Annotated in this window: 10 protein-coding genes and 1 pseudogene; 8 read left to right on the top strand and 3 right to left on the bottom strand. The window is 42.9% G+C overall.

The genetic code is table 11. From position 1 onward, the window contains the following. Positions 1-991 precede the first annotated feature (991 nt). From QUA53_RS22060 to QUA53_RS22025, 8 genes are all read left to right on the top strand, one after another. Entirely contained in the window at positions 992-3,535 is a 2,544-nt protein-coding gene (locus tag QUA53_RS22060) for a CBS domain-containing protein (protein WP_333100024.1), read from the top strand. A 59-nt stretch (positions 3,536-3,594) separates the two neighbouring features. Next, a complete protein-coding gene (locus tag QUA53_RS22055) occupies positions 3,595-3,993 on the top strand; it encodes a response regulator (RefSeq protein WP_333100025.1) in 399 nt (132 codons plus the stop codon). Continuing rightward, on the top strand, positions 3,990-7,148 hold the full coding sequence (locus QUA53_RS22050) for a PAS domain S-box protein (RefSeq protein WP_333100026.1): 3,159 nt from the start codon (positions 3,990-3,992) through the stop codon (positions 7,146-7,148). Before QUA53_RS22055 ends, QUA53_RS22050 begins: the two co-directional genes overlap by 4 nt. 289 nt (positions 7,149-7,437) lie before the next feature. Beyond that, on the top strand, positions 7,438-9,378 hold the full coding sequence (locus tag QUA53_RS22045) for a response regulator (protein WP_333100027.1): 1,941 nt from the start codon (positions 7,438-7,440) through the stop codon (positions 9,376-9,378). Continuing rightward, entirely contained in the window at positions 9,379-11,286 is a 1,908-nt protein-coding gene (locus tag QUA53_RS22040) for a PAS domain S-box protein (protein WP_333100028.1), read from the top strand. A 271-nt stretch (positions 11,287-11,557) separates the two neighbouring features. Further along, the gene (locus tag QUA53_RS22035; protein ID WP_333100029.1) at positions 11,558-11,776 is read left to right on the top strand and encodes a hypothetical protein; all 219 of its coding nucleotides are present in this window, start codon (positions 11,558-11,560) and stop codon (positions 11,774-11,776) included. Continuing rightward, positions 11,773-12,225 carry a response regulator gene (locus QUA53_RS22030; protein WP_333100030.1) on the top strand — a complete coding sequence of 151 codons (453 nt, stop codon included), beginning with the start codon at positions 11,773-11,775 and terminating at the stop codon, positions 12,223-12,225. Before QUA53_RS22035 ends, QUA53_RS22030 begins: the two co-directional genes overlap by 4 nt. A 38-nt stretch (positions 12,226-12,263) precedes the next feature. Further along, entirely contained in the window at positions 12,264-14,012 is a 1,749-nt protein-coding gene (locus QUA53_RS22025) for a diguanylate cyclase domain-containing protein (RefSeq protein ID WP_333221259.1), read from the top strand. Between the two features lie 42 nt (positions 14,013-14,054). On the opposite strand, the gene QUA53_RS29330 is transcribed toward QUA53_RS22025, so the two are convergent. The 3 genes and pseudogenes from QUA53_RS29330 to QUA53_RS22015 all read right to left on the bottom strand — a co-directional run bounded on the left by QUA53_RS29330 (position 14,055) and on the right by QUA53_RS22015 (position 20,208). Beyond that, on the bottom strand, positions 14,055-14,498 hold the full coding sequence (locus tag QUA53_RS29330; RefSeq protein ID WP_445305246.1) for a transposase: 444 nt from the start codon (positions 14,496-14,498) through the stop codon (positions 14,055-14,057). A gap of 32 nt (positions 14,499-14,530) precedes the next feature. Then, a pseudogene (locus QUA53_RS29325) lies at positions 14,531-14,898 on the bottom strand (IS630 transposase-related protein). A 288-nt stretch (positions 14,899-15,186) separates the two neighbouring features. Beyond that, complete coding sequence (locus QUA53_RS22015; protein ID WP_333100032.1) at positions 15,187-20,208, bottom strand: PAS domain S-box protein; 5,022 nt, start codon at positions 20,206-20,208, stop codon at positions 15,187-15,189. Positions 20,209-20,398 lie beyond the last annotated feature (190 nt).

The raw sequence follows: 20,398 nt of genomic DNA, 5'->3' as shown, positions 1-20,398 counted from the left end.
CATATATTTGGCTGCCCAATTGATTTTTTATGCCTCAGTTTCTAACTGAGCCAGCTTTTCTTAGTCTAAACTCCAGTAGGGCAAGAACTTACAGAAATAAAACGCGAAATTGCTGAATATAGTAACCTACTTGCTCAACAGAAGCAATCCCTAAAGTTGCACGGCTATCACATATTTCATCAAAGGCTGCTTAAATGACTGATTCAGGCAGATATTCTCTGTCATTTGTTCACATATTGTCAACAAAATTTGCTAGAGAGCCATACAAGTAATTTTTAATTAAAAAAATTGATATAGCAAGTCTATTTGAGTCGTGAATGTAGAATAACCTGAAACGCTTGTGATGATTGAATCGATTATTTATAAATCCAATGGTTTTGCTATATAAATCTATGATAGTAGCAAACTGATTTCCCAAATTACTGACCCATTAAAACTATACTAACTTTTAATCAAAATAACTAAAATACTTAGTAAAACTTGTCATAAATTCTCAAATTCAACTGCCCCAATTGTTGTCGAGTCCAGACGAAGTAAAACAATTTTCGATAAATCTGAGGCACAATGCTTTACAAGCTATAGAGAATTGCCGATTTTTCAAAGTAGAGGTGAGAGCAGAAAATCCAAGCCTGTTCGTCAGTGGCAACTGAATAAGCCGGTAATTTGGCCACGAATATTTGAGCCGTTCTTTACCACCATACCCGCCGACTAAGGCAGCGGGTGGGAAAAGGAGATTGTTAAAAAAAGTGTGAAAAAACATTTGGGTAAAATAGAAGTAACATCAGTTATCGGCCAAAGGACGTGTATGGTATCAATTTTGATCGCCGTTTAGCGCGATCGCACTAAAAATCATACCAATGCGCTAGTAAAAATGCAACTCTAGACCGATGTCAAATCTCGATTGCGGTGAGCGTGCTGTGACTGTAAAATCGGAAATCTAAAATCGTATTAAGTGCCGGTTCCACCTGCATCTATCCCCCTTAATTTGCCCATGTCAACAATAATTTCTGATGCCCAAAGCTTGCTAGAACAGGCGATCGACCCCAAACCGCCGGTGCTGCCTCCAGACACACCCTTGAAAGTCGCAATTGCTGCCATGACGGAGGCGAGTGCCAGTTGCATTTTAATCGGGTTTGAGCAGCAATTGCTCGGAATTTTTACAGAGCGCGATGTTGTGAAAATAACTGCTAGCGGTATTTCGCTAGCAGGGGTGGCAATTTCTGAGGTGATGACTGAAAACCCGATCGCTATTTCCCTCGATAAAGCGGGGAATATCTTCAAGGTATTAAATATATTGCACTCAAAAAGAATCCGTCATTTACCCCTCCTAGACGAAGGTGGCAACTTGCTAGGGGCTATCACCTGCGAAAGCATCCGTCAACTCCTCAAACCGGCAGACTTACTGAAAATGTGGCGCGCCGAAGAAATTATGACCGCACAAGTAATAGTTATCTCAAGCAGCGCCTCAGTTTTAGAAGTCGCAAAACAGATGATATCCCAGGGAAAAAGCTGCATAGTCATTGGCACTGACAGCGGCAACAAAAATCAGAAACCTGTGGGCATAATTACAGAACGCGACATTGTTAAATTCCAAGCTTCTGGACTAGATTTCGCAGGCACTCCCGTCACCGCCGCGATGAGTTTTCCGCTGATACAGTTGCAGGTAAAAGCCACTTTGTGGCAGGCTCATCAGTTAATGCAGCAGCACCGCATCCGGCGCTTGGTGGTAGTGGACGAAGAAGGATATTTAGCCGGAATTGTGACTGAAATTAGCCTGCTGCAAGCCTTAGATCCGGTAGAAATGCACGCAAATGTCGAGCTTTTGCAGGAAACAGTTGCACACAAAACTCAGGAGTTGAACAAAATGAACGAAGAATTGCAAAAAGAAGCGTTGCGGAGAACAGAAGTAGAGGAAAAATTGCGAACTTTAAATGATAATTTGGAAGAACAAATTAAACAACGAACTTTAGAATTAATTAATGCCAACAGTCAGTTAAAAAAGGAAATAGAAGACCGCACCACCGCTGAAGCTGAAGTTCGCCGCCTCAACACCGAACTCGAACAGCGAGTTCTAGACCGCACGGTTCAACTAGCAGCCAGTAACGAAGAATTGCAGCAACAAATTAGCGGTAGAAAATTGCTCGAAGAAAAATTACACTTTTCAGAAAAGAAAGTCCGCGCCGTTTTTGAAGCGATGACAGACATCGTTCTCGTGCTAGACAGTCAGCGGAATATAGAAGTTTTGCCAACGAATGTGGCAGCGGCTTCTGAGCCTGATTGTGATATAGTCAGCTTGACCATAGAACATTTTTTTGACGACGAAAACCCGGATGATTGGTGGGTGTTAGTTCAGCAAGTGTTAGAAACACAACAAACTCTCAATTTTGACTACAGCTTAACAGTTTCTGGTCGCGAAATTTGGTTTTCCGCCTGCATTTCTCTGTTCTCAAAAGATGCAGTCATTTGGGTTGCCCGCAACATCAACGCCCGCAAAATAGCCGAGTCAGCCCTGTGCCAAAAAAATGCAGAGTTATCTCATACCTTAGAAGAACTGAAGCGGACTCAGAAAGAACTCATTCAATCAGAAAAAATGGCAGCCCTCGGACAGTTAATTGCCGGAGTTGCTCATGAAATCAATTCTCCTTTAGGGGCGATTCGCTCTTCTGTGCAGAACATCGCCGACTTCTGGACGGAACAATTGCAGCAGTTGCCGATATTTTTTCAACAACTATCCCCGGAACGGCGACAGGATTTCTTTGCTTTGCTACACAAGTCCAGCCAAGAAACAGATAGATTATCTAGTAAAGAAAAACGTCAGTTAAAAAAACTTTTGCAGGGGCAATTAGAATCAGAAAAAATTGACGACGCCGCCAGTATTGCTTGTACATTATTAGATATCGGCATCGGCAATAATGTAGAACCTTTTTTACCTTTGTTGAAAGACAGCCAAAGTCGAAATATTGTACAAACCGCCTACCAATTTGCTACGGTACAAAAAAGCACTAAAAATATTGCTACTGCCACAGATCGGGCAGCCAAAATCGTTTTTGCTTTGAAAAGCTACTCTCGTTACGACCAGTCTGGTTCCAAAGTTATCGCTAATATTACCGACGGTATTGATACTGTTTTAACGCTTTACCACTACCAAATCAAACACGGTGTGGAAGTAGTCAGAAACTATGGTACTAATTTGCCCTCTGTGCTATGCTATCCTGATGAACTAAATCAAGTTTGGACAAATTTGATTCACAATGCTTTACAAGCGATGGGCAACAAAGGAGTGTTAAAAATTGATGTCAAACACCAAGCGAACGTAATATCAGTCAGTATTACTGACAGTGGTCCAGGGATTCCCCCAGAGATTATGCCGAGAATTTTTGAGCCGTTTTTCACAACTAAACCTCCAGGGGAAGGTAGTGGTTTGGGATTAGATATAGTTCAAAAAATCCTGGAAAAACACCAAGGTGAACTGCACGTAGAAAGCGTGCCTGGTCAAACAAAATTTACTATATTCTTGCCTATCGAAATTCCTTGAGAGCAATAAAAAAAAGAGGGGAATACCGAAGTTTTAAATTTTAATAGAAGTGAAGCTTTATGCCTAAACCAGTAATTTTGTGCGTTGACGATGAAGTTGTGGTCTTAAATAGTTTAAAAATTCAACTTAAAAAAGAATTTGGGGATGCTTACCTCTATGAAGTAGCAGAAAATGCAGATGAAGCTATGGAAATTATGGAGGAAATTCAAAAAGAAGATGAAAGTGATATTTTGGTCATAGTATCTGACTGGTTAATGCCAGGGATTAAAGGAGATGATTTTTTGATTATGGTTCACCAAAAATATCCTAAAATTGTGAAAGTCATGCTGACAGGGCAAGCCGACGAAGTAGCGATAGCACGGGTGAAAGAGCAAGCAAACTTGCACCGTTGTTTGTACAAGCCATGGGAGCGCAAAGAATTAGTAGAAACTATAAAATCTGGTTTGACAAAAATATGAATAATAAACCTGTGATTATTTGCGTGGATGACGAACCGATAATTCTTCAAAGTTTGAAAATTGAGTTAAAAAAAACCCTGGGGGAAGAACATTTATTAGAAACCGCTGAAGGCGGGGAAGATGCTTTAGAGTTAATCGAGGAATTACTGGCAGAGGGCTGCGAAATTGTAGCAGTAATTTCCGACTATCTGATGCCGAATATTAAAGGGGACGAATTGCTGAAGCAGATTCACAGAATTTCGCCAAAAACTATCAAAATTATGCTGACGGGGCAAGCAGACCTAGAAGCAGTGGCGAATACTATTAAATATGCTAAATTGTACCGATACATCTCGAAACCTTGGCAGTCGGAAGATTTGAAGTTGACGGTAAAAGAAGCGATTAACAGCTATTTTAGGGAGAAGCAATTAGCGGAACAAAATTCTCAACTCCAAAAGCTGAATCAAGAACTGGAAACTTTAGTCGAGGAGCGGACTGCACAACTGCGCTTGTCTGAGGAAAAGTTTGCTAAAGCTTTTCGTTCTTCTCCCAACCCGATTGCTATTACCAGACTTAATGACGGTCGTTATTTAGAAATTAATGAGGCTTTTTGCCAGAGCATCGGTTATTCAGCCGCAGAGATCCTCGATCGCACGGCGCTTGATTTGAATCTTTGGGAAAATATACAAGCCCGCGCCGAGTTGTTTAAAATGTTAGATGAAAAACAAATTATTCTCAACTACGAATTTGATTTTCGCACTAAAACAGGGGAACTCAGAACCGGGCTGTTGTCAGCAGAAATCATTGACATTCATGGCGAGACTTGCGTAATTTCTGTAATTCAAGATATTAGCGATCGCAAATTAGCCGAAGAAAAACTCCGAGCTGTAGCGGCTTCTTTAGCAGCAGCCCAAAGAATCGCCCGTGTCGGTAATTGGGAATGCGATTTCTCTGCCAACACAACTACTTGGTCGGAAGAGTTATCTCGGATTTTTGGGCTCGATCCAACCCAGCCTGCGCCAACACTAGCTGAGTTTTCGCAATACGTACATCCGGACGATCGACAAAAGTGGCAAACAACGATCGACACTGCTATTGCTAGCGGGCAATCTTACAGTTTGGAATATCGAATTCTGCGACCGGAAGCCCAAATTGCTGCGGATAATTCCCCGTCACAAATAAGTGAAGCCGGCTTTATCCGCTACATCGAAGCCAGAGGAGAAGTAGTTGTCAACCAACAAGGGCAAGTGACAAAACTCTTCACAACTTTGATGGACATTACCCCACGCAAGCTAGCAGAAATAGCCCTAGCAGAGAGCGAAGAAAAATACCGTCATTTAGTTGAAACTTCCCAAGATATTATCTGGTCTTGTGATGCTCAAGGACACATTACTTTTGTGAACCAAGCAGTTAAACAAATATACGGTTACGAGCCTGAAGAAATGCTCGGCTGTTCTTTTAGCGATTTTTTAGCTCCAGGAGAAATAGACTGGAAATGGGAACTTCAGCAGCGCTTGCTAACGGGAAAAAATGTGTTTCAGTACGAAAATATAGTATTAGGAAAAGACGGCAGAAAGATTGATGTAAATACCAAGGCGATCGCGCGCATGGACGCTGAAGGAAACATCATCGGCACAACAGGAACTGCTAGCGATATTACCGAACGGAAGCAAGCTGAAATAGTTCTACGAAAAGCTAAAGAAGAAGCCGACAGAGCGAACAGAGCAAAAAGCGAGTTTCTCTCGAATATGAGCCACGAATTGCGAACTCCCCTCAACGCCATTCTCGGTTTCAGCCAACTGCTAGCCCGCGACCCAGACCTCGGTGCCGATCAACAGCAATACTTAGGAATTATTATTCAGAGCGGAGAACATTTGCTTGTTCTGATCAACAATATTCTGCAAATGTCAAAAATTGAAGTCGGCCTGGTCACACTTAATAACAGCACTTTCGACTTGCACAAAATGATAAAAAATACTGAACATATGCTGAAGCTGCAAGCCGAAAAAAAAGGTTTGCAGTTGATTTTTGATTGCCCACCAAATCTACCTCAATATATAGAAACTGATGAAAGTAAGTTGCGACAAGTATTGATAAATGTCGTCGGGAATGCTATTAAATTTACTGCGGAAGGTGGTGTTAATTTGAGAGTCAAACATGAGCTGCTAAAAAATAAAAGCTCTCCAGAAAATTCGCTAAGTGAGAGGTGCTCATTGCTATTTGAAGTGGAAGACACAGGTTCAGGAATTTCTGCGGAAGAAATGGAGAATTTGTTTAAACCTTTCGCGCAAACAGAAAGCGGGAAAAAAGCTCAAGAAGGAACCGGTTTAGGCTTGCCAATCAGCAAGCAGTTCGTTCAGTTAATGGGAGGGAAGATGACGGTAACAAGCACCCTCGGTCGCGGCAGCATTTTTAGATTTGATGTTAAAGTCTCGCTCCCTAATGCAGTGGAAATTCAGGTTGCTCAAACAGCTCGCCGAGTGGTTGGTCTCGAACCCGGACAGCGAGAATACCGGATTTTAGCTGTTGACGATCGCCTGGAAAGCCGCTTGCTGTTGGTCAGAATGCTGACATCGCTCGGCTTTGCGGTGCAGGAAGCTGAAAATGGCGTTCAAGCTGTGGAAATGTGGTCGAGTTGGGAACCTCATTTGATTTGGATGGATATGCGGATGCCGGTGATGGACGGTTACGAAGCTACTAAACAGATTAAAGCGCATTTGAAAGGTCAAGCAACGGTGATTATTGCTCTGACTGCAAGTGCTTTTGATGAGGAGCGATCGCTGATTTTGTCTGCTGGTTGCGATGATTTTGTAGCGAAGCCTTTTCGAGAGCAAGTGATTCTGGAAAAGATGGCTAAGTATCTGGGAGTCCGCTATGTTTACGATCGAGAAGCTTCGCTAAGTTCTGATGCTGCGGTGTCCGCTGAGGTTTCCACGGCAACCGAAACGGCTGATTTGGCTTTGACGCTCAATTCTTCATTTTTGGAAGATATGCCTGCTGAATGGATTGATGAATTGTATTCTGCGGCGGATGCGGTTGATAACGAGGAGATTTTTCGGCTGTTGTTGTCGATTCCTCCTATTAATGCTAGTTTCCGCAGCGCGCTCGCCGATTTGGCGAATAACTTCCGATGCGATCGGATTATCGATTTGATTGAGGAGTTTAGAAATTGTTGAAGGATGAAAGAAGAAGAGATACGGGCAGGTTCAGGATTATCGATCGTGTATGTCGATCGCCTATTTGTAAACTGGCCTGCGGGCGATCGGCTAATTGACTTATAGCCAAGCTCCACACCCTGGTAATCATCAGTCATTCTCAATTCTTTAATCTCAAATCTCACATCCCAAATCTTCACTAGGATAAGTTCTGTAAATAGAAAAGGAGTTCATTGAGGAGGGAGTGCTATAATGAACATTTAACCACTTTTCATAATTTCAACATTAAATTAACAAAAAATAGCGATCGATGACCAAAAATCAAATAGAAGAAAATAAAGGCAACATATTAATTGTTGACGATACTCCAGAAAATTTGCAAGTTTTATCAGCAACGCTGTCCGATCGGGGCTACAAAGTCCGCGGCGTAATTAACGGCAAAATGGCAATCAGAGCCGCGCGCTCTGGTTCTCCCGATTTGATTTTGCTCGACATCAAAATGCCGGAAATGGACGGCTACGAAGTCTGCACACAGCTCAAAGAAGATCCGAATACTTCAGAAATTCCCGTTATTTTTATCAGTGCTTTAGATGAAGTATTGGACAAAGTAACCGCGTTTAAAGTTGGAGGGGTAGATTATGTCACAAAACCATTTCATGTAGCAGAAGTTTTAGCACGAATCGAACACCAACTGACTATCCAGAGACTGAAAAAACAATTGCTCGATCGCAATAAAAAACTGCAAGAAGAAATAATAGAACGCAAAAAAGCCGAAGAAGCAGCAGCCGCCGCATCGCTCGCAAAAAGTCAATTTGTTGCCAACATGAGCCACGAATTGCGGACGCCCCTGAACGCCATCCTGGGTTTTACCCAAGTCATGAGTCGCGACTCTTTGCTCAGCCACGAAAATCTTGAAAACCTCCGAATTATTAACCGCAGCGGTCAACATTTGCTGGAACTAATTAACGATGTTTTAGACTTGTCGAAAATAGAAGCAGGGATAATTGGCTTAGATGAACGCAGCTTTGACCTTTATCAACTCCTCGACACTCTCGAAGAAATGTTTCAAATCAAAGCTGAAACAAAAAAAATGCAACTGAGATTTTCCGTCCAGGCAAATGTTCCCCAATATATAAAAACTGACGAAAACAAGCTGCGCGTCTGCTTAATTAACCTGCTGGGAAATGCCATGAAATTTACTCACGACGGGGGCCGTATTTGGCTGCGCGTGAGCGTGGAAACCAACCAGCAGCAGCCGACAGAATCGGAAAGTCATCCTAACTCTACCTCAGTCGAACCCTTGTTAATTTTGTTTGAAGTTGAAGATACGGGAGTTGGCATAGCAGCAGCAGAAATTGATACTTTATTTGATGCTTTTGTGCAAACACAAGCGGGGAGAAAAGCGGCTGATGGTACGGGGTTGGGTTTGACAATTACTAAAAAATACGTGCAGATAATGGGTGGGGATATTTGGGTAAAAAGTGTTTTAGGTGAGGGAACAAGTTTTAAATTTAATATCCGAGTATTTGCCGCTATTTCGTCTGAAATAACAGTGGCGACATTGCAGCGCGTGATCGGGCTAGAAGCAGATCAACCGATTTATCGGATTTTAGCAGTTGACGACAATCAAGAAAATCGGCTGCTGCTGGTTAAAATGTTGCAACCAATTGGTTTTGAAGTCCGAGAAGCGGAAAATGGCTACCAAGCGGTTGAACTTTGGGAAAGTTGGCAGCCTCATTTAATTTGGCTGGATACGCGAATGCCGGTAATGGACGGTTTTGAAGCTGTCAGACAAATTAGAGCGAAAGAGAAACAAACTCAGTGGCGAACTGTAATTATTGCTCTGACTGCTAGCACTTTTGAGGAAAAAAAAGGCGAAATTATCGCCGCAGGTTGCGACGATTTTGTGCGAAAACCTTTTCAAGAACAAATCCTCTTTGATAAGATGGCTTGCTACTTGGAAGTGCGCTATCTTTATCAAGAGTTGCCCCGGCTCCCAGTCGGGGCTTTACGGCGTTATTGTGTGAACGAAAAACCCGATTCATTTTTCGGAGAGCTACTGGCTCAAATGCCTCAAAGCTGGGTGCAGGAACTCTACGAAGCAGCTAATGATGTTAATGAAGAGCTGGCGATTCAACTTGTCGATCGCATCTGGGAAAGTCATCCAACTTTAGCTGAGGCTTTAAAAGATTTGCTTGCCGATTACCGACTCGACAAGATAATGGATTTAACTCAATCGAGTTTAAAATAAATGGATAATAGCGAAATTAAAGTATTGGTGGTTGATGACCAACCAAGCAATCTGCGGTTTTTATCCAAACTGCTAACATCCCAGGGGTATCAAGTTTACCGAGCTATTTGCGGTCCACTGGCGTTGAATGTTGCGATCGGCCATTGCCCGGATTTAATTTTACTCGACATTAGAATGCCGGAAATGAACGGTTATGAAGTTTGTCGGAGACTGAAAGCGACACCGGAAACCGAACAAATCCCCGTGATATTTTTAAGCGTATTAGATGAAATGAACGATAAGTTACAAGCTTTTCGAGTAGGAGGTGCTGACTATATTACTAAACCATTTCAAGTAGAAGAAGTTTTAGCACGCATCGACAAGCAAGTCCGCTTGCAAAAACTGCAACAGCAATTAAAAGAACAAAATTATCAACTGCAACAGTCCCAGTCGCTGCTTTCTAGCATATTAAATAGTTCATTAGACTGTGTGGTGGCTTATTCTGCTGTCCGCAACAGTGAGGGAAATATTGTAGATTTCCAGTGGCTCTTGATCAACCCGGCCGCTGAAAAATTTTATGGTCTGCTATTAAATGACATAGTTGGCAAAAATTTGTTAGCGAAAGTTTCCCAAGTTAGCCATAACGGGTTATTTGATTTGTATGTGTCTGTAGTAGAAACAGGAGAAACTGTAGACCAAGAATTTTATTACGAACAGGAGCGAGATACTATTGTTTGGCTGCACATTGTGGCTGTGAAATTAAACGATGGTCTGGCAGTAACATTTCGTAACATTACCGATCGCAAACGAGCAGAAATTGCCCTACGAGACAGCGAAGAACGCTTCCGCGCGATATTCGAGCAAGCTGCGGTCGGCATAGCTAAAACCGCGCTTTGCGGTAAATTTATGCGGGTAAATCCCGGCTTTTGTCAAATTGTCCGCTATGCACAATCCGAATTGTTACAGCAAAATTGGGAGGCAATTACTCACCCAGATGACAGAGAAGTGGACAGAGAATACCTGCGTTCACTGTTATCCGGGAAGATTCAAACTTTTTCTGTGGAAAAGCGTTTGCTATGCAAAGATGAGGCAGTGCGCTGGGCAAATGTTACTGTTTCGGCAATGCGCGATGTCAAGGGGACGCTGCAGTATTTGATTTGTGCGATCGAGGATATTTCCGAGCGCAAGCTGGTACAAGAATTGCTGCAAGAGAGTTTAGACACTCAAACCCGCTACGCTCAAGAATTAACTTGTTCTAATGCGGAACTAGAACAGTTTGCTTACGTGGCTTCTCACGATTTGCAAGCGCCTTTGAGTACGATTGCCGGCTACGCTCAACTATTAGAAAAACGCTTTACCAACCAACTTGATGCCCAAGGGAATAAATTCATCCGCAATATTGTTAATTCTTGCGAGCGGATGCAGGCGCTGATTGATGACTTGCTGGAGTATTCGCGGGTCGGCCGCAGTCAGAAACCTTTTGACATGATAGATTGCAATCGGGTTTTTGAGGATGCTTGTGCTAATTTGCATTTGGCTATCCGCGAGAATCAAGCTTCAGTTACTAAGGGGAATTTGCCAAGGGTAACAGGTGACTGTTTTCAACTGCTGCAACTGTTTCAAAATTTAATTGGTAACGCCATTAAGTACCGCAGCAGTGAGGCGCCGGTGGTGCAGGTGCAGGCTTCGCATCAGGGGGATAGCTGGGTTTTTTCAGTCCAGGATAATGGTATTGGGATTGCCTCACAGTACCATCCGCGAATTTTTCAGATTTTTCAGCGCTTGCACACACAAAAACAGTATTCGGGAACTGGTATCGGTTTAGCGATTTGTCAAAGAATTGTCGAGCGACACGGTGGCAGCCTGTGGGTAGAATCAGAACCCAATCGAGGCTCGACTTTTTATTTTTCTATTCCTATACCAAAGTGAAGTCAACATCCCGCCTGAAGGAGTTACTCGTCCTTTACTTAAGCTTTAATCATCTTTATGTTTTCTTTACAAAAATGCTTGTAAAGTGTAGCATATTCACTGATGACAGCGAGCTAAAAATGTATCAATATAAATCTATTAGCTTTATCCTTATACAACTTATAAATCAGCGGTGCGCGCAAGACTTGTTAATTTTTTTCAACAGTATCCAGAGCATCTTGCTTTGGGATGCAATAGTTTCCCTAGTAGTTCGCGGAGAAGGATTTGTAATATGTTTGCAGTTTGCCGGTTCTCGGACAGACTGGAAAGTGAAACAAGCATAATTCGCAAACCTTTGCAAATAGAGAAAAACGGGAAATGGCTGCAACATACTTTTAGTGTTCTCAGCCTGATTTACCGGATGATAGAAAGAGATGCTGTGCAGGTACTCAGACACGGCTCCAAATCACGCAACCTCACAAAGGACGTTCGTAGTGAGGCAAAGCGGTGAGTTATAAAAAGAAAAAATTTACTCTTTTAATAGCAAACGATGACGAGGATACGCGCTTTTTGATGGAGGAAGCACTGCGAGAAATTCGATTAGCAATTACGAGCGAATTTGTGGAAAATGGAGAACAGGTACTAGACTATTTATACCGCCGTGGTCAATATTTGGCTAGCAGCAATTGGCATCAGGCAGACTTGATACTTTTGGATTTGAATATGCCGAGGCTGGACGGGCGCGAAACATTAACTTCGATCAGAGCTGACCCCCATTTGCAACAAATTCCGGTTGTAATGCTCACAACTTCCCACCGCCGAGGAGATATCTTGCTTTGCTACCGCTTAGGAGCCAATTCTTTCATATCCAAACCAGTCACTTTTGAAGGATTGCTTGAAGTAATGAAGGCTGTATGTGAGTATTGGTTTGAAATCGTTTCACTGCCGCCGGATATGTAAACTTTAATGGAGGGCTAAATCCATAGTTTGAGTGTATAGTGAATTTGATAAGCCGAAATATTTGCCGATCGCAAGTATCGCTCTCAAAAAAAAGTTGCCTTCGACCCGCTCCGAACGCTATAGTTGTGTTAAAATGTAACCAATGTCTGAAAATTTTGTTGGTTGAGGATGACCTCGGAGCTCCGACAATGATCGAAGATCTTCTAGGGTCATTCAGCGAGTCTCTATTTCTTCTCCAAACTGTTAAATCTCTGGAGATAGGAGTTGGGCGTCTGGAAGTAGACAAGTTTGACGCCGTACTATTAGATTTGTCAGTGTCAGACAGCTTGAGAGGAAGCGAGGCGATCGCAGTTTTGAAAGGGCGATGGCCCACATTGCCAATTGTGGTGCTGACAGATATCAATGATGAAAATATAGCCCGGTCGGTATTGCGCTGGGGCGCTCAAGATTGTTTGGTAAAGGGAAGATTTCACAGAACTCTGCTGGTGCGGGCAATCCATTACGCGATCGAACGCCAGCAAATCGAAGAACAGTTGCGACAGCAGGCTCTTCGACAGCGGCTGTTGGGCAAAATGATCGAACATATTCGATCGTCCATAGATCCGGCAAGCATTCTCCAATGTACGGTTGCAGAAGTGCGCCAATTCCTCCAAACAGATCGCGTTTTAATTTATCGCTGTCAGGATTGGGTGTCTCAATTGGATGGGGAAGAGCAAAAAGGTGCGATCGTCGCCGGTGACGGTTTGCCAGAAGGTTATATTGAAAACCAAAATATTAGTGCTGCTTTGGCGGTGTCATGCTTTGTTTTAGTCGAATCCCAGTCGGTACAAGCAATAGCAGATGTCAGCACTGCCCCCTTGGCTGGCAGTTGCAAAGAATTGCTGGCAGATTGTGAAATTGCAGCAGTTATCAGCGTGCCAATTTGGCAATCAGGCGACTGGGAAACGGCAAAAGAAACACAAGAAGCCACTGTTTGGGAAGTCGAGAAAAATCAAGATGCAGCGGAAAATTATATTTGGCATCAGGCGAGTGACAACCAGCAGGCGCAGGGTAAAAATTGGCCGGATACGATCGCAGAAAAGGGCAATAGTTTGTGGGGAATGTTGACAGCATACAATTGCTGCGGTGTCAGGGAATGGCAGCAGTGGGAAATTGATTTTTTACAGCACTTGGCAAATCAAGTGGCGATCGCGATCGAACAATCTCAACTTTACCGCAAGCTAGCAATAGCCAATCAAAAATTGCAGCAACTGGCAACTACTGACGGACTGACTGGCATTGCCAATCGCCGCCAGTTCGATCGCGTTTTGAGCTTAGAGTGGCGCCGATTGGCAAGAGAGGAACTTCCGCTGTCTTTAATTATGTTTGACCTCGACTTTTTTAAACTTTACAACGAGTTTTATGGGCATCTGGGCGGGGACGATTGTTTGCGCCAAGTTGCCGGGGCGATCGCCAGATCCACCAACCGGGCTGGGGATTTGACTGCCCGCTACGGTGGCGAAGAGTTTGCCCTAGTGCTGCCCAACACTAGCGCCGAAGGGGCAAACGCTGTCGCCCGGAAAATTTGCGACGGCATCGCCAGCTTGAAACTGCCCCACGCGCGATCGTCGATCGGCCCCTACGTTACCCTCAGTTGCGGCATTGCGACAGCGATTCCTTCTGCCCAGGAATCTCCCCACACCCTAATTCGCAGCGCTGACAGCGCCCTTTATCAAGCCAAAACCGAAGGCAAAAATCGCATTTGTCACGCCAGCAGTAACTCGGAATCTTCCCCGATTTTTATGTAAAAGTTGCAGGTATAGTCATTTCAAATAAGTATGAGACATTTTTCATGCACAATAAGCACGAATAACTTCATCAAGAGATGTGCCAGGAGACGCATACATTTTAGCTCTTTTTAATGCACTAAAATCATGCTCAATATCATTTAAGTCGGGAGAGTATTTTGGTAAAAATATTATCTGATGACCCGCATCCTCAACCAATAGTCTAATGACCGTCTTACGATGAATGGGTGCATTATCCATAATCAATATAGATGGACTTGTTAAATCTGGTAACAAATATAAAGATAACCATCCTTCAAATCCTTCTGCATTCAAACTACCCATAAAGAGCATTGGTGCAATTAAGTCCTTCTTTCCTTTTCTTTTTCCTGCTACTAAATTTTCTCTTTTTCCCCGTTTCCCTGGTCTTTCGCCATAGACTTTCTTTCCTCTTTTTCCCCAGGCATAGACAGAACCTTCAAATTCCTCAAATCCTGACTCATCAATGAATACAAGGCTTTTGCTGCCATAAACTTTAATTAATTCTCTGAGATTTCTGTAATATTTCTTTCTTGATTCTCGATTTCTTTCTTGATAGCGAAGTTATTTTTTTTTCGGGTAATTTTCAGTTTTTTAAGGCATAACAGATGGCACTCGGTCTGACCGCGAAAGTTCTTGCTCTTTCTACTAATCTTGCTTCCGGATTTTTTTCAACATCTTTTTTGAGTGCTTCCCAATCTAGCTTTCGTTGACGGTGAGTGACCTGAGTTGGTCGAAGGTCTTCCCTACCTAGCCATCTATAAATTGTTGCTCTTTCTACCTTAAATATGGCGGCAGCTTTCGTTATACTCCCTCCATTTTCCACATAATTGACTACTTTTTGTCGATAGTCTAGACTGTAAGCCATTTTTTTAAATTAACTATTTTTATCGATTTTATCATGATCTTGCCTCTGTCTCACATTTATTTGAAATGACTATAATTGGTAATTAGTAAGATCGTGTTTTATTTTTCACTCACAACTCATATTGTTGACCTTAGTATGGTAATAATAATTTTATGACTGTACTGCCAGCGGAATGCGATCGAGTGACCCGGATCAAGGATAATGCTCGCTGGCAGGGTATAATTCCGATGTTACGGTATTTGATATTACCCTTTTCCGCTTCCCAATTTCCAATCACCAATTGCTAATTTATTTCCCCAAATTTGAATTACTACCTGTTAAATTCGATCGCACTGGAATTTCAATCAAAAACTCCGCTCCCTCTCCCGGTGTTGAAATACAGCTCAATCTGCCGCCGTGGCGATCGACGATAATCGAGTGAGAAATCGACAATCCCAAACCCGTGCCCTTGCCCACAGGTTTAGTCGTAAAAAACGGGTCAAACAGCCTCGGTCGCACTGACTCCGGTATCCCCCGCCCGTTATCCGCAATAGATACTGCTACGAAGCCGGCAGCAGCCTGATAACTGCGAATAACGATCGTGCTGGGATGTCGATCGCACTCCTCGATTGAACGCTGCTTGTCCCGTTCTTCCAAAGCATCGATCGCATTAATTAAAATGTTCATAAATACCTGATTCAACTCGCCAGGAAAACATTCAATTTGTGGCAATAGTTGGTAATCTTTAACTATCTTAATTTCTCCCGGGCTGCTGTGAGATTTTAACCGATTTTGCAAAATCATCAAAGTGCTATCAATTCCCTCGTGAATATTAACCGACTTCCCAGCAGACTCGTCCAATCGGGAAAAATTACGCAACGATTTCACAATCTCGACAATTCGCTCGGTTCCTACTTGCATCGAATTAAACAATCTCGGGAAATCCTCAGCAATATAATCCAAGTCTATTTCATTAATTTTATCCAAGACTTGGGCTGGAGGATTAGGACAGTAATCCTGGTAAACTTTAATCAATTCCAGCAAATCTAAAGTGTAATTGCGAGCCGGATTGATATTGCCGTGAATAAAGCTAACAGGGTTATTGATTTCGTGAGCAACACCAGCAACTAACTGACCCAAACTCACCATTTTTTCATTTTGAACGAGCTGAGCTTGAGTCGTTCGGAGTTTGTTAATAGCTGCTTCTAACTCTAGGGCTTTTGAACGTTCTCGCGCTTCCGATTCCTGCAAAGCTGACTCGGCTTGTTTGCGATCGGTAATTTCACTTTGTGCTTGCTCAAACAGCATTGATTGCTGGATCGCGATCGCCAACTGCACGCTAATTTGTTGGAGACACTCAACCTCAATTTCCAGCCAGTGGCGGGGACCCGCGCACTCGTGAGCAATCAATAGCCCCCACAACTTCGCGCCTTGCAAAACTGGCACTACCAAATTAGCTCGCACCTGAAATTGACTTAATAAATTAATGTAGCACTCGGAAAGATTGGCTTGGTAAATATCATCCACAGCTACAGTACGACCGTGTTCGTAAGCAGAAGCATAGCTGTCTTCAAAGCAGGAATCATCAATAGTGATTCCCTGAATAGCCAGCCAATTTTTACCCACTGACTCGACATTTACAAAACCGCTCCAATCGGGATTAAACTGATAAATTACTGTCCGGTCTGTTTGTAAAAATTGCCGTACTTCAGCAACAGTTTTTGTCAAAATTTCTTCTAAATTGAGAGAAGAGCGAATGCGTTCCAGCATTCCTACCACCAGGCGTTCTCGCTTTAATTGCTGGCGCAAAATAGCCTCGGCAAGTTTGCGAGCGCTAATATCTTCAATCACACCAATTACATAGGTAGGTTCGCCAAACACCTCCCGCACTAAAGATACAGTCATATTAGTCCAAACTAATGAACCATCTTTGCGAATAAAGCGTTTCTCAATGGAATAATTAAAAATTTCCCCAGCTAACAGTCTGTCCCGCGACTCGACATCTGCTGCTATATCTTCGGGGTGAGAAATATCCCCAACATTTCGTGATTTCAGCTCCAATTCTGAGTATCCGACAATATTGCAAAACCCTTGATTGGCATTCAAAAGTTGACCGTCTGGCCACACTTTCACAATGCCAATCGCCGCTTGTTCAAATACAGCGCGAAATCGCTGTTCGCTTTCTTGTAAAGCAATTTCTGCTTTTTTGCGATGGCTAATGTCCATTGCCGTGCCAAACAGCCGCACCACCTGACCCAACTCATTTTTAACAGATTGTCCTTTAGCGTTAACGTGCCTGATTTCTCCTGATGGAAAATAGATGCGGTGGTCGATGTCGTAAGCTGTCCCTTCAGTCATTGCGTTTTGCACAACTTGTGAAAACCTTTCTTTGTCATCGATATGAATTTGCTCTAAAATTTCTTCCATTGTCGGTGGCCGATTCAATTCTCGACCGTAAACTCGAAACAGTTCTTCCGACCAAGTAATAATTCCTGCCTCTATATCAAATTCCCAATTGCCGATGCGGGCTATTCTTTGTGCTGTTCGCAACTGTTCGGCACTTAGTTGCAGAGATGCGATTAACTGCGTTTTTTCGGCTTCGGCTGCAACGCGGGCGCTGATATCTTTGTGAGTGCCTGTCATTCGCAACGGCGCACCCCATTCGTCGTACTCGACTATCTTGCCCATCGCCAGAATCCACTGCCAATTGCCCGCTTTGTTGAGCATCTGAAATTCAACTTCATAGATATTAGTCTCACCTTCCAAATATGAATTCAAAGATTTCATTACCTTCACTCGATCATCGGGATGCAGCAATTTTTCCCAACCTTTGAGGTTGTTTTCTATTTCTATTTCTGCGTAACCAAGCATTGATTTCCAATGAAAGTCGAAATAAGTGTCGCCAGTAGCTATATTCCAATCCCACAGCCCCAAAGAACTTCCTGAGACCGCCAACTGCAAGCGCTCTTGACTTAGTTTTAATGCCGATTCAGTGCGTTTTATTTCTGTGAGATCGGAAATTATGGCTATCATTCCTATCGGTTGAGTAGCGCTATCTTTAATGCAGTTAGCTCGTAATAAACTTTCTATAATTTCGCCATTTTTAGTCTTGATTTCAATTTCAGTGTCCCAGGAAAAACCTTTACGCAGCACCCTAAACAACTTTCTCAAATCTTGAGATTTGGGGTACATTACTGCTGGGCCGCCGGCATTATTGAGTTCCTCAACTGTATAGCCGTAGCGCTGAATAAATGCTTGATTGTGATAAACGGAATAACCGTCCAAATCGGCGATCGCGATCGCATCACTAGCACTTTCTACAGCTTGAGTTACCAGGCACAAAGTCAGTTCGGCTTGTTTGCGATCGGTAATGTCAAAAATCGCTCTGTCGAGCCATAAAACCAACCCTTCTAGATTGTAAGTTGGCCTACCTCTTTCTGACATCCACCGCACCGCGCCGTCAGGGCGAACAATCCGGTATTCTAGATTGTACGGCTGTTTCGACTCTACTGCTGCGCTGATTTGTCGATCGACCATTTCCTTGTCTGCCTCGTGGACAATGCTGGCAAAACTCAAGCCGTTATTGCCAATAAAATCCCCAGCAGGATAACCACTAATGACCTCAATTTCATCACTAATAAATACCATCGTCCACTCAGTATCGTATAAGCTGCGGCAGATAGCCCCCGGAATATTCTCAACGAGCGATCGAAATCTGGCTTCGCTCTCCCGCAAAGCTGCTTCGGTATGTTTTAAATCAGTAATATCCAGCACCATGCCTTCCCAAACTATATCCCCTTCCTGCCCTATTTCTGTGGGAAAATTAACTCGTTCCGGTCTCGAAACCCCTTGCAACCACTTTATTTTTCCCGACGGGAAAATCGCGCGCCATTCCTGGTACCAAAGCTGCATATTGGCCGCAGAAACAGCAATTGATTCTTCAAATTTTTGGCGGTCGTCTGGATGAATACAACTAAAAAGTAGTTGGGGATTTTGCTGAATATTTTCTGGTTCCAATTCATATAAATCGCGGCTAGCCGAAGAAATATAAGGAAAACTTTTTTCGCCGTCGGTGGATAGGCGAAATTGATAAATTATTCCCGGCAAATTGGCAGTAAGTTGCCGAAGTCTAGCTTCGCTTTCTTGCTGGGCTAATTGTTTTCGCCTATCCTGAGTGATATCTCGAATTATCCCCACGAGAATTTTACTGCCATCGGTATTTTCAAAGACAGTTTTTTTAGTAGACACAATGTGCTTTGCACCGTTGGTATCCGTAAATATTTCCTCACTCTCGTTTTCTTTCCCCGTCCTAAACACTTGTTCGTCAGTATGCCAAAAAATCTCCGCTTCTTGTTTTGGGAAAAAGTCATAATCCGATTTGCCCAGCAGTTCCTCGCGCTGCTTCCCGATCAGCTTGCAAAAAGCATCATTTAACAGTATCCAACGGTGCTGTTCATCCTTGACCAAAAGTGGATATGCAACTGCATCTATCGTAGAATTTAAAAAGTTTTTAGTAGCTTCTAGTTCGGAAATAGCTAAAATTTCATCTGTAATATCGTTGATAGTTCCTGTCGTACCCTGAGCCTCGCCGTTACAGCCAAAAATAAAAAATTCTTGCACTTCTACCCACCTAATCTCACCATTTTTGGTAACATATCGACTTTGGTAACAACAGGATATTTTTTGATTTGGTATCCGACCTCTAAACAAATTTAAATATTGGTGTTGATCCTCAGAATGAATGTAACTCAAACAGGAAGTCCCTAAGCTTTCATCAACGGTAAACCCGGTAATTTCCGTCCAAGCCGGATTGAGAAAAGTCCAATTGCCAGCAGTATTGGTCTCAAAAACGACTTCTTTGATATTGCCAACAACCTGCTGGTATTTTTCTTGACTTTTTTGCCATTCTGCTTGCCGTTTCTGGCGGGCGATCGCACACCTGAGCGTCCGTACCAGCAGCCGGCTGTCTAGCTGTCTTTTCACCAGATAATCTTGGGCGCCAGCGGCAATTAACTCAACAGCCCGTTCTTCGTCATCGGCCGCTGTCAGAATGACGATCGGAGTATTTATACCGCAATCTTGAAGGCGGAAAAAATTATTAAATTTGAGGCTGTCAGGAAGTGAAGTATCTAATAAAATTACATCAAAACTTTTGTCGCTTAAAATTTCTCTAGCTTCTCGGAGGCGAACTACATTGGTCAGATCAATTGATTGTCCTAGTTGGGAATCAGACAGTAATTCTTGAATGAGTTTTGCATCTTCGGCACAATCTTCTATTAAAAGAATTTTCAAACAAGCAGGCGTTAAAGTTGACTCAAAAATAGATGTCATACCCTTTTATATTTTATATTTTTGATTTGAGATTTGGAATGACTGATGACTATGACCATTTGGTTTTTGCATACAGTGGCATTTTTTTACTGCTATCCTTTTGCTATTTTTTAGTAATTATAAAATCTCAGCAGCGGATGCAGATACCTAGCTCATGATTGGGGAACTTGAACCGCACGATTGAGAGTGC

This window comes from Microcoleus sp. Pol12B3 (assembly GCF_036701355.1).
In the GTDB taxonomy this organism is placed as follows: Bacteria; Cyanobacteriota; Cyanobacteriia; order Cyanobacteriales; family Microcoleaceae; genus Microcoleus.
Note: the sequence above shows the minus strand (reverse complement) of the source record. Positions and strands in the feature narration are given on the sequence as shown.

Coding starts and splice junctions, on each gene's coding strand:
- QUA53_RS22060 (WP_333100024.1), top strand. CDS start 992: ATGTCAACAATAATTTCTGATGCCCAAAGCTTGCTAGAACAGGCGATC.
- QUA53_RS22055 (WP_333100025.1), top strand. CDS start 3,595: ATGCCTAAACCAGTAATTTTGTGCGTTGACGATGAAGTTGTGGTCTTA.
- QUA53_RS22050 (WP_333100026.1), top strand. CDS start 3,990: ATGAATAATAAACCTGTGATTATTTGCGTGGATGACGAACCGATAATT.
- QUA53_RS22045 (WP_333100027.1), top strand. CDS start 7,438: ATGACCAAAAATCAAATAGAAGAAAATAAAGGCAACATATTAATTGTT.
- QUA53_RS22040 (WP_333100028.1), top strand. CDS start 9,379: ATGGATAATAGCGAAATTAAAGTATTGGTGGTTGATGACCAACCAAGC.
- QUA53_RS22035 (WP_333100029.1), top strand. CDS start 11,558: ATGTTTGCAGTTTGCCGGTTCTCGGACAGACTGGAAAGTGAAACAAGC.
- QUA53_RS22015 (WP_333100032.1), bottom strand. CDS start 20,208: ATGACATCTATTTTTGAGTCAACTTTAACGCCTGCTTGTTTGAAAATT.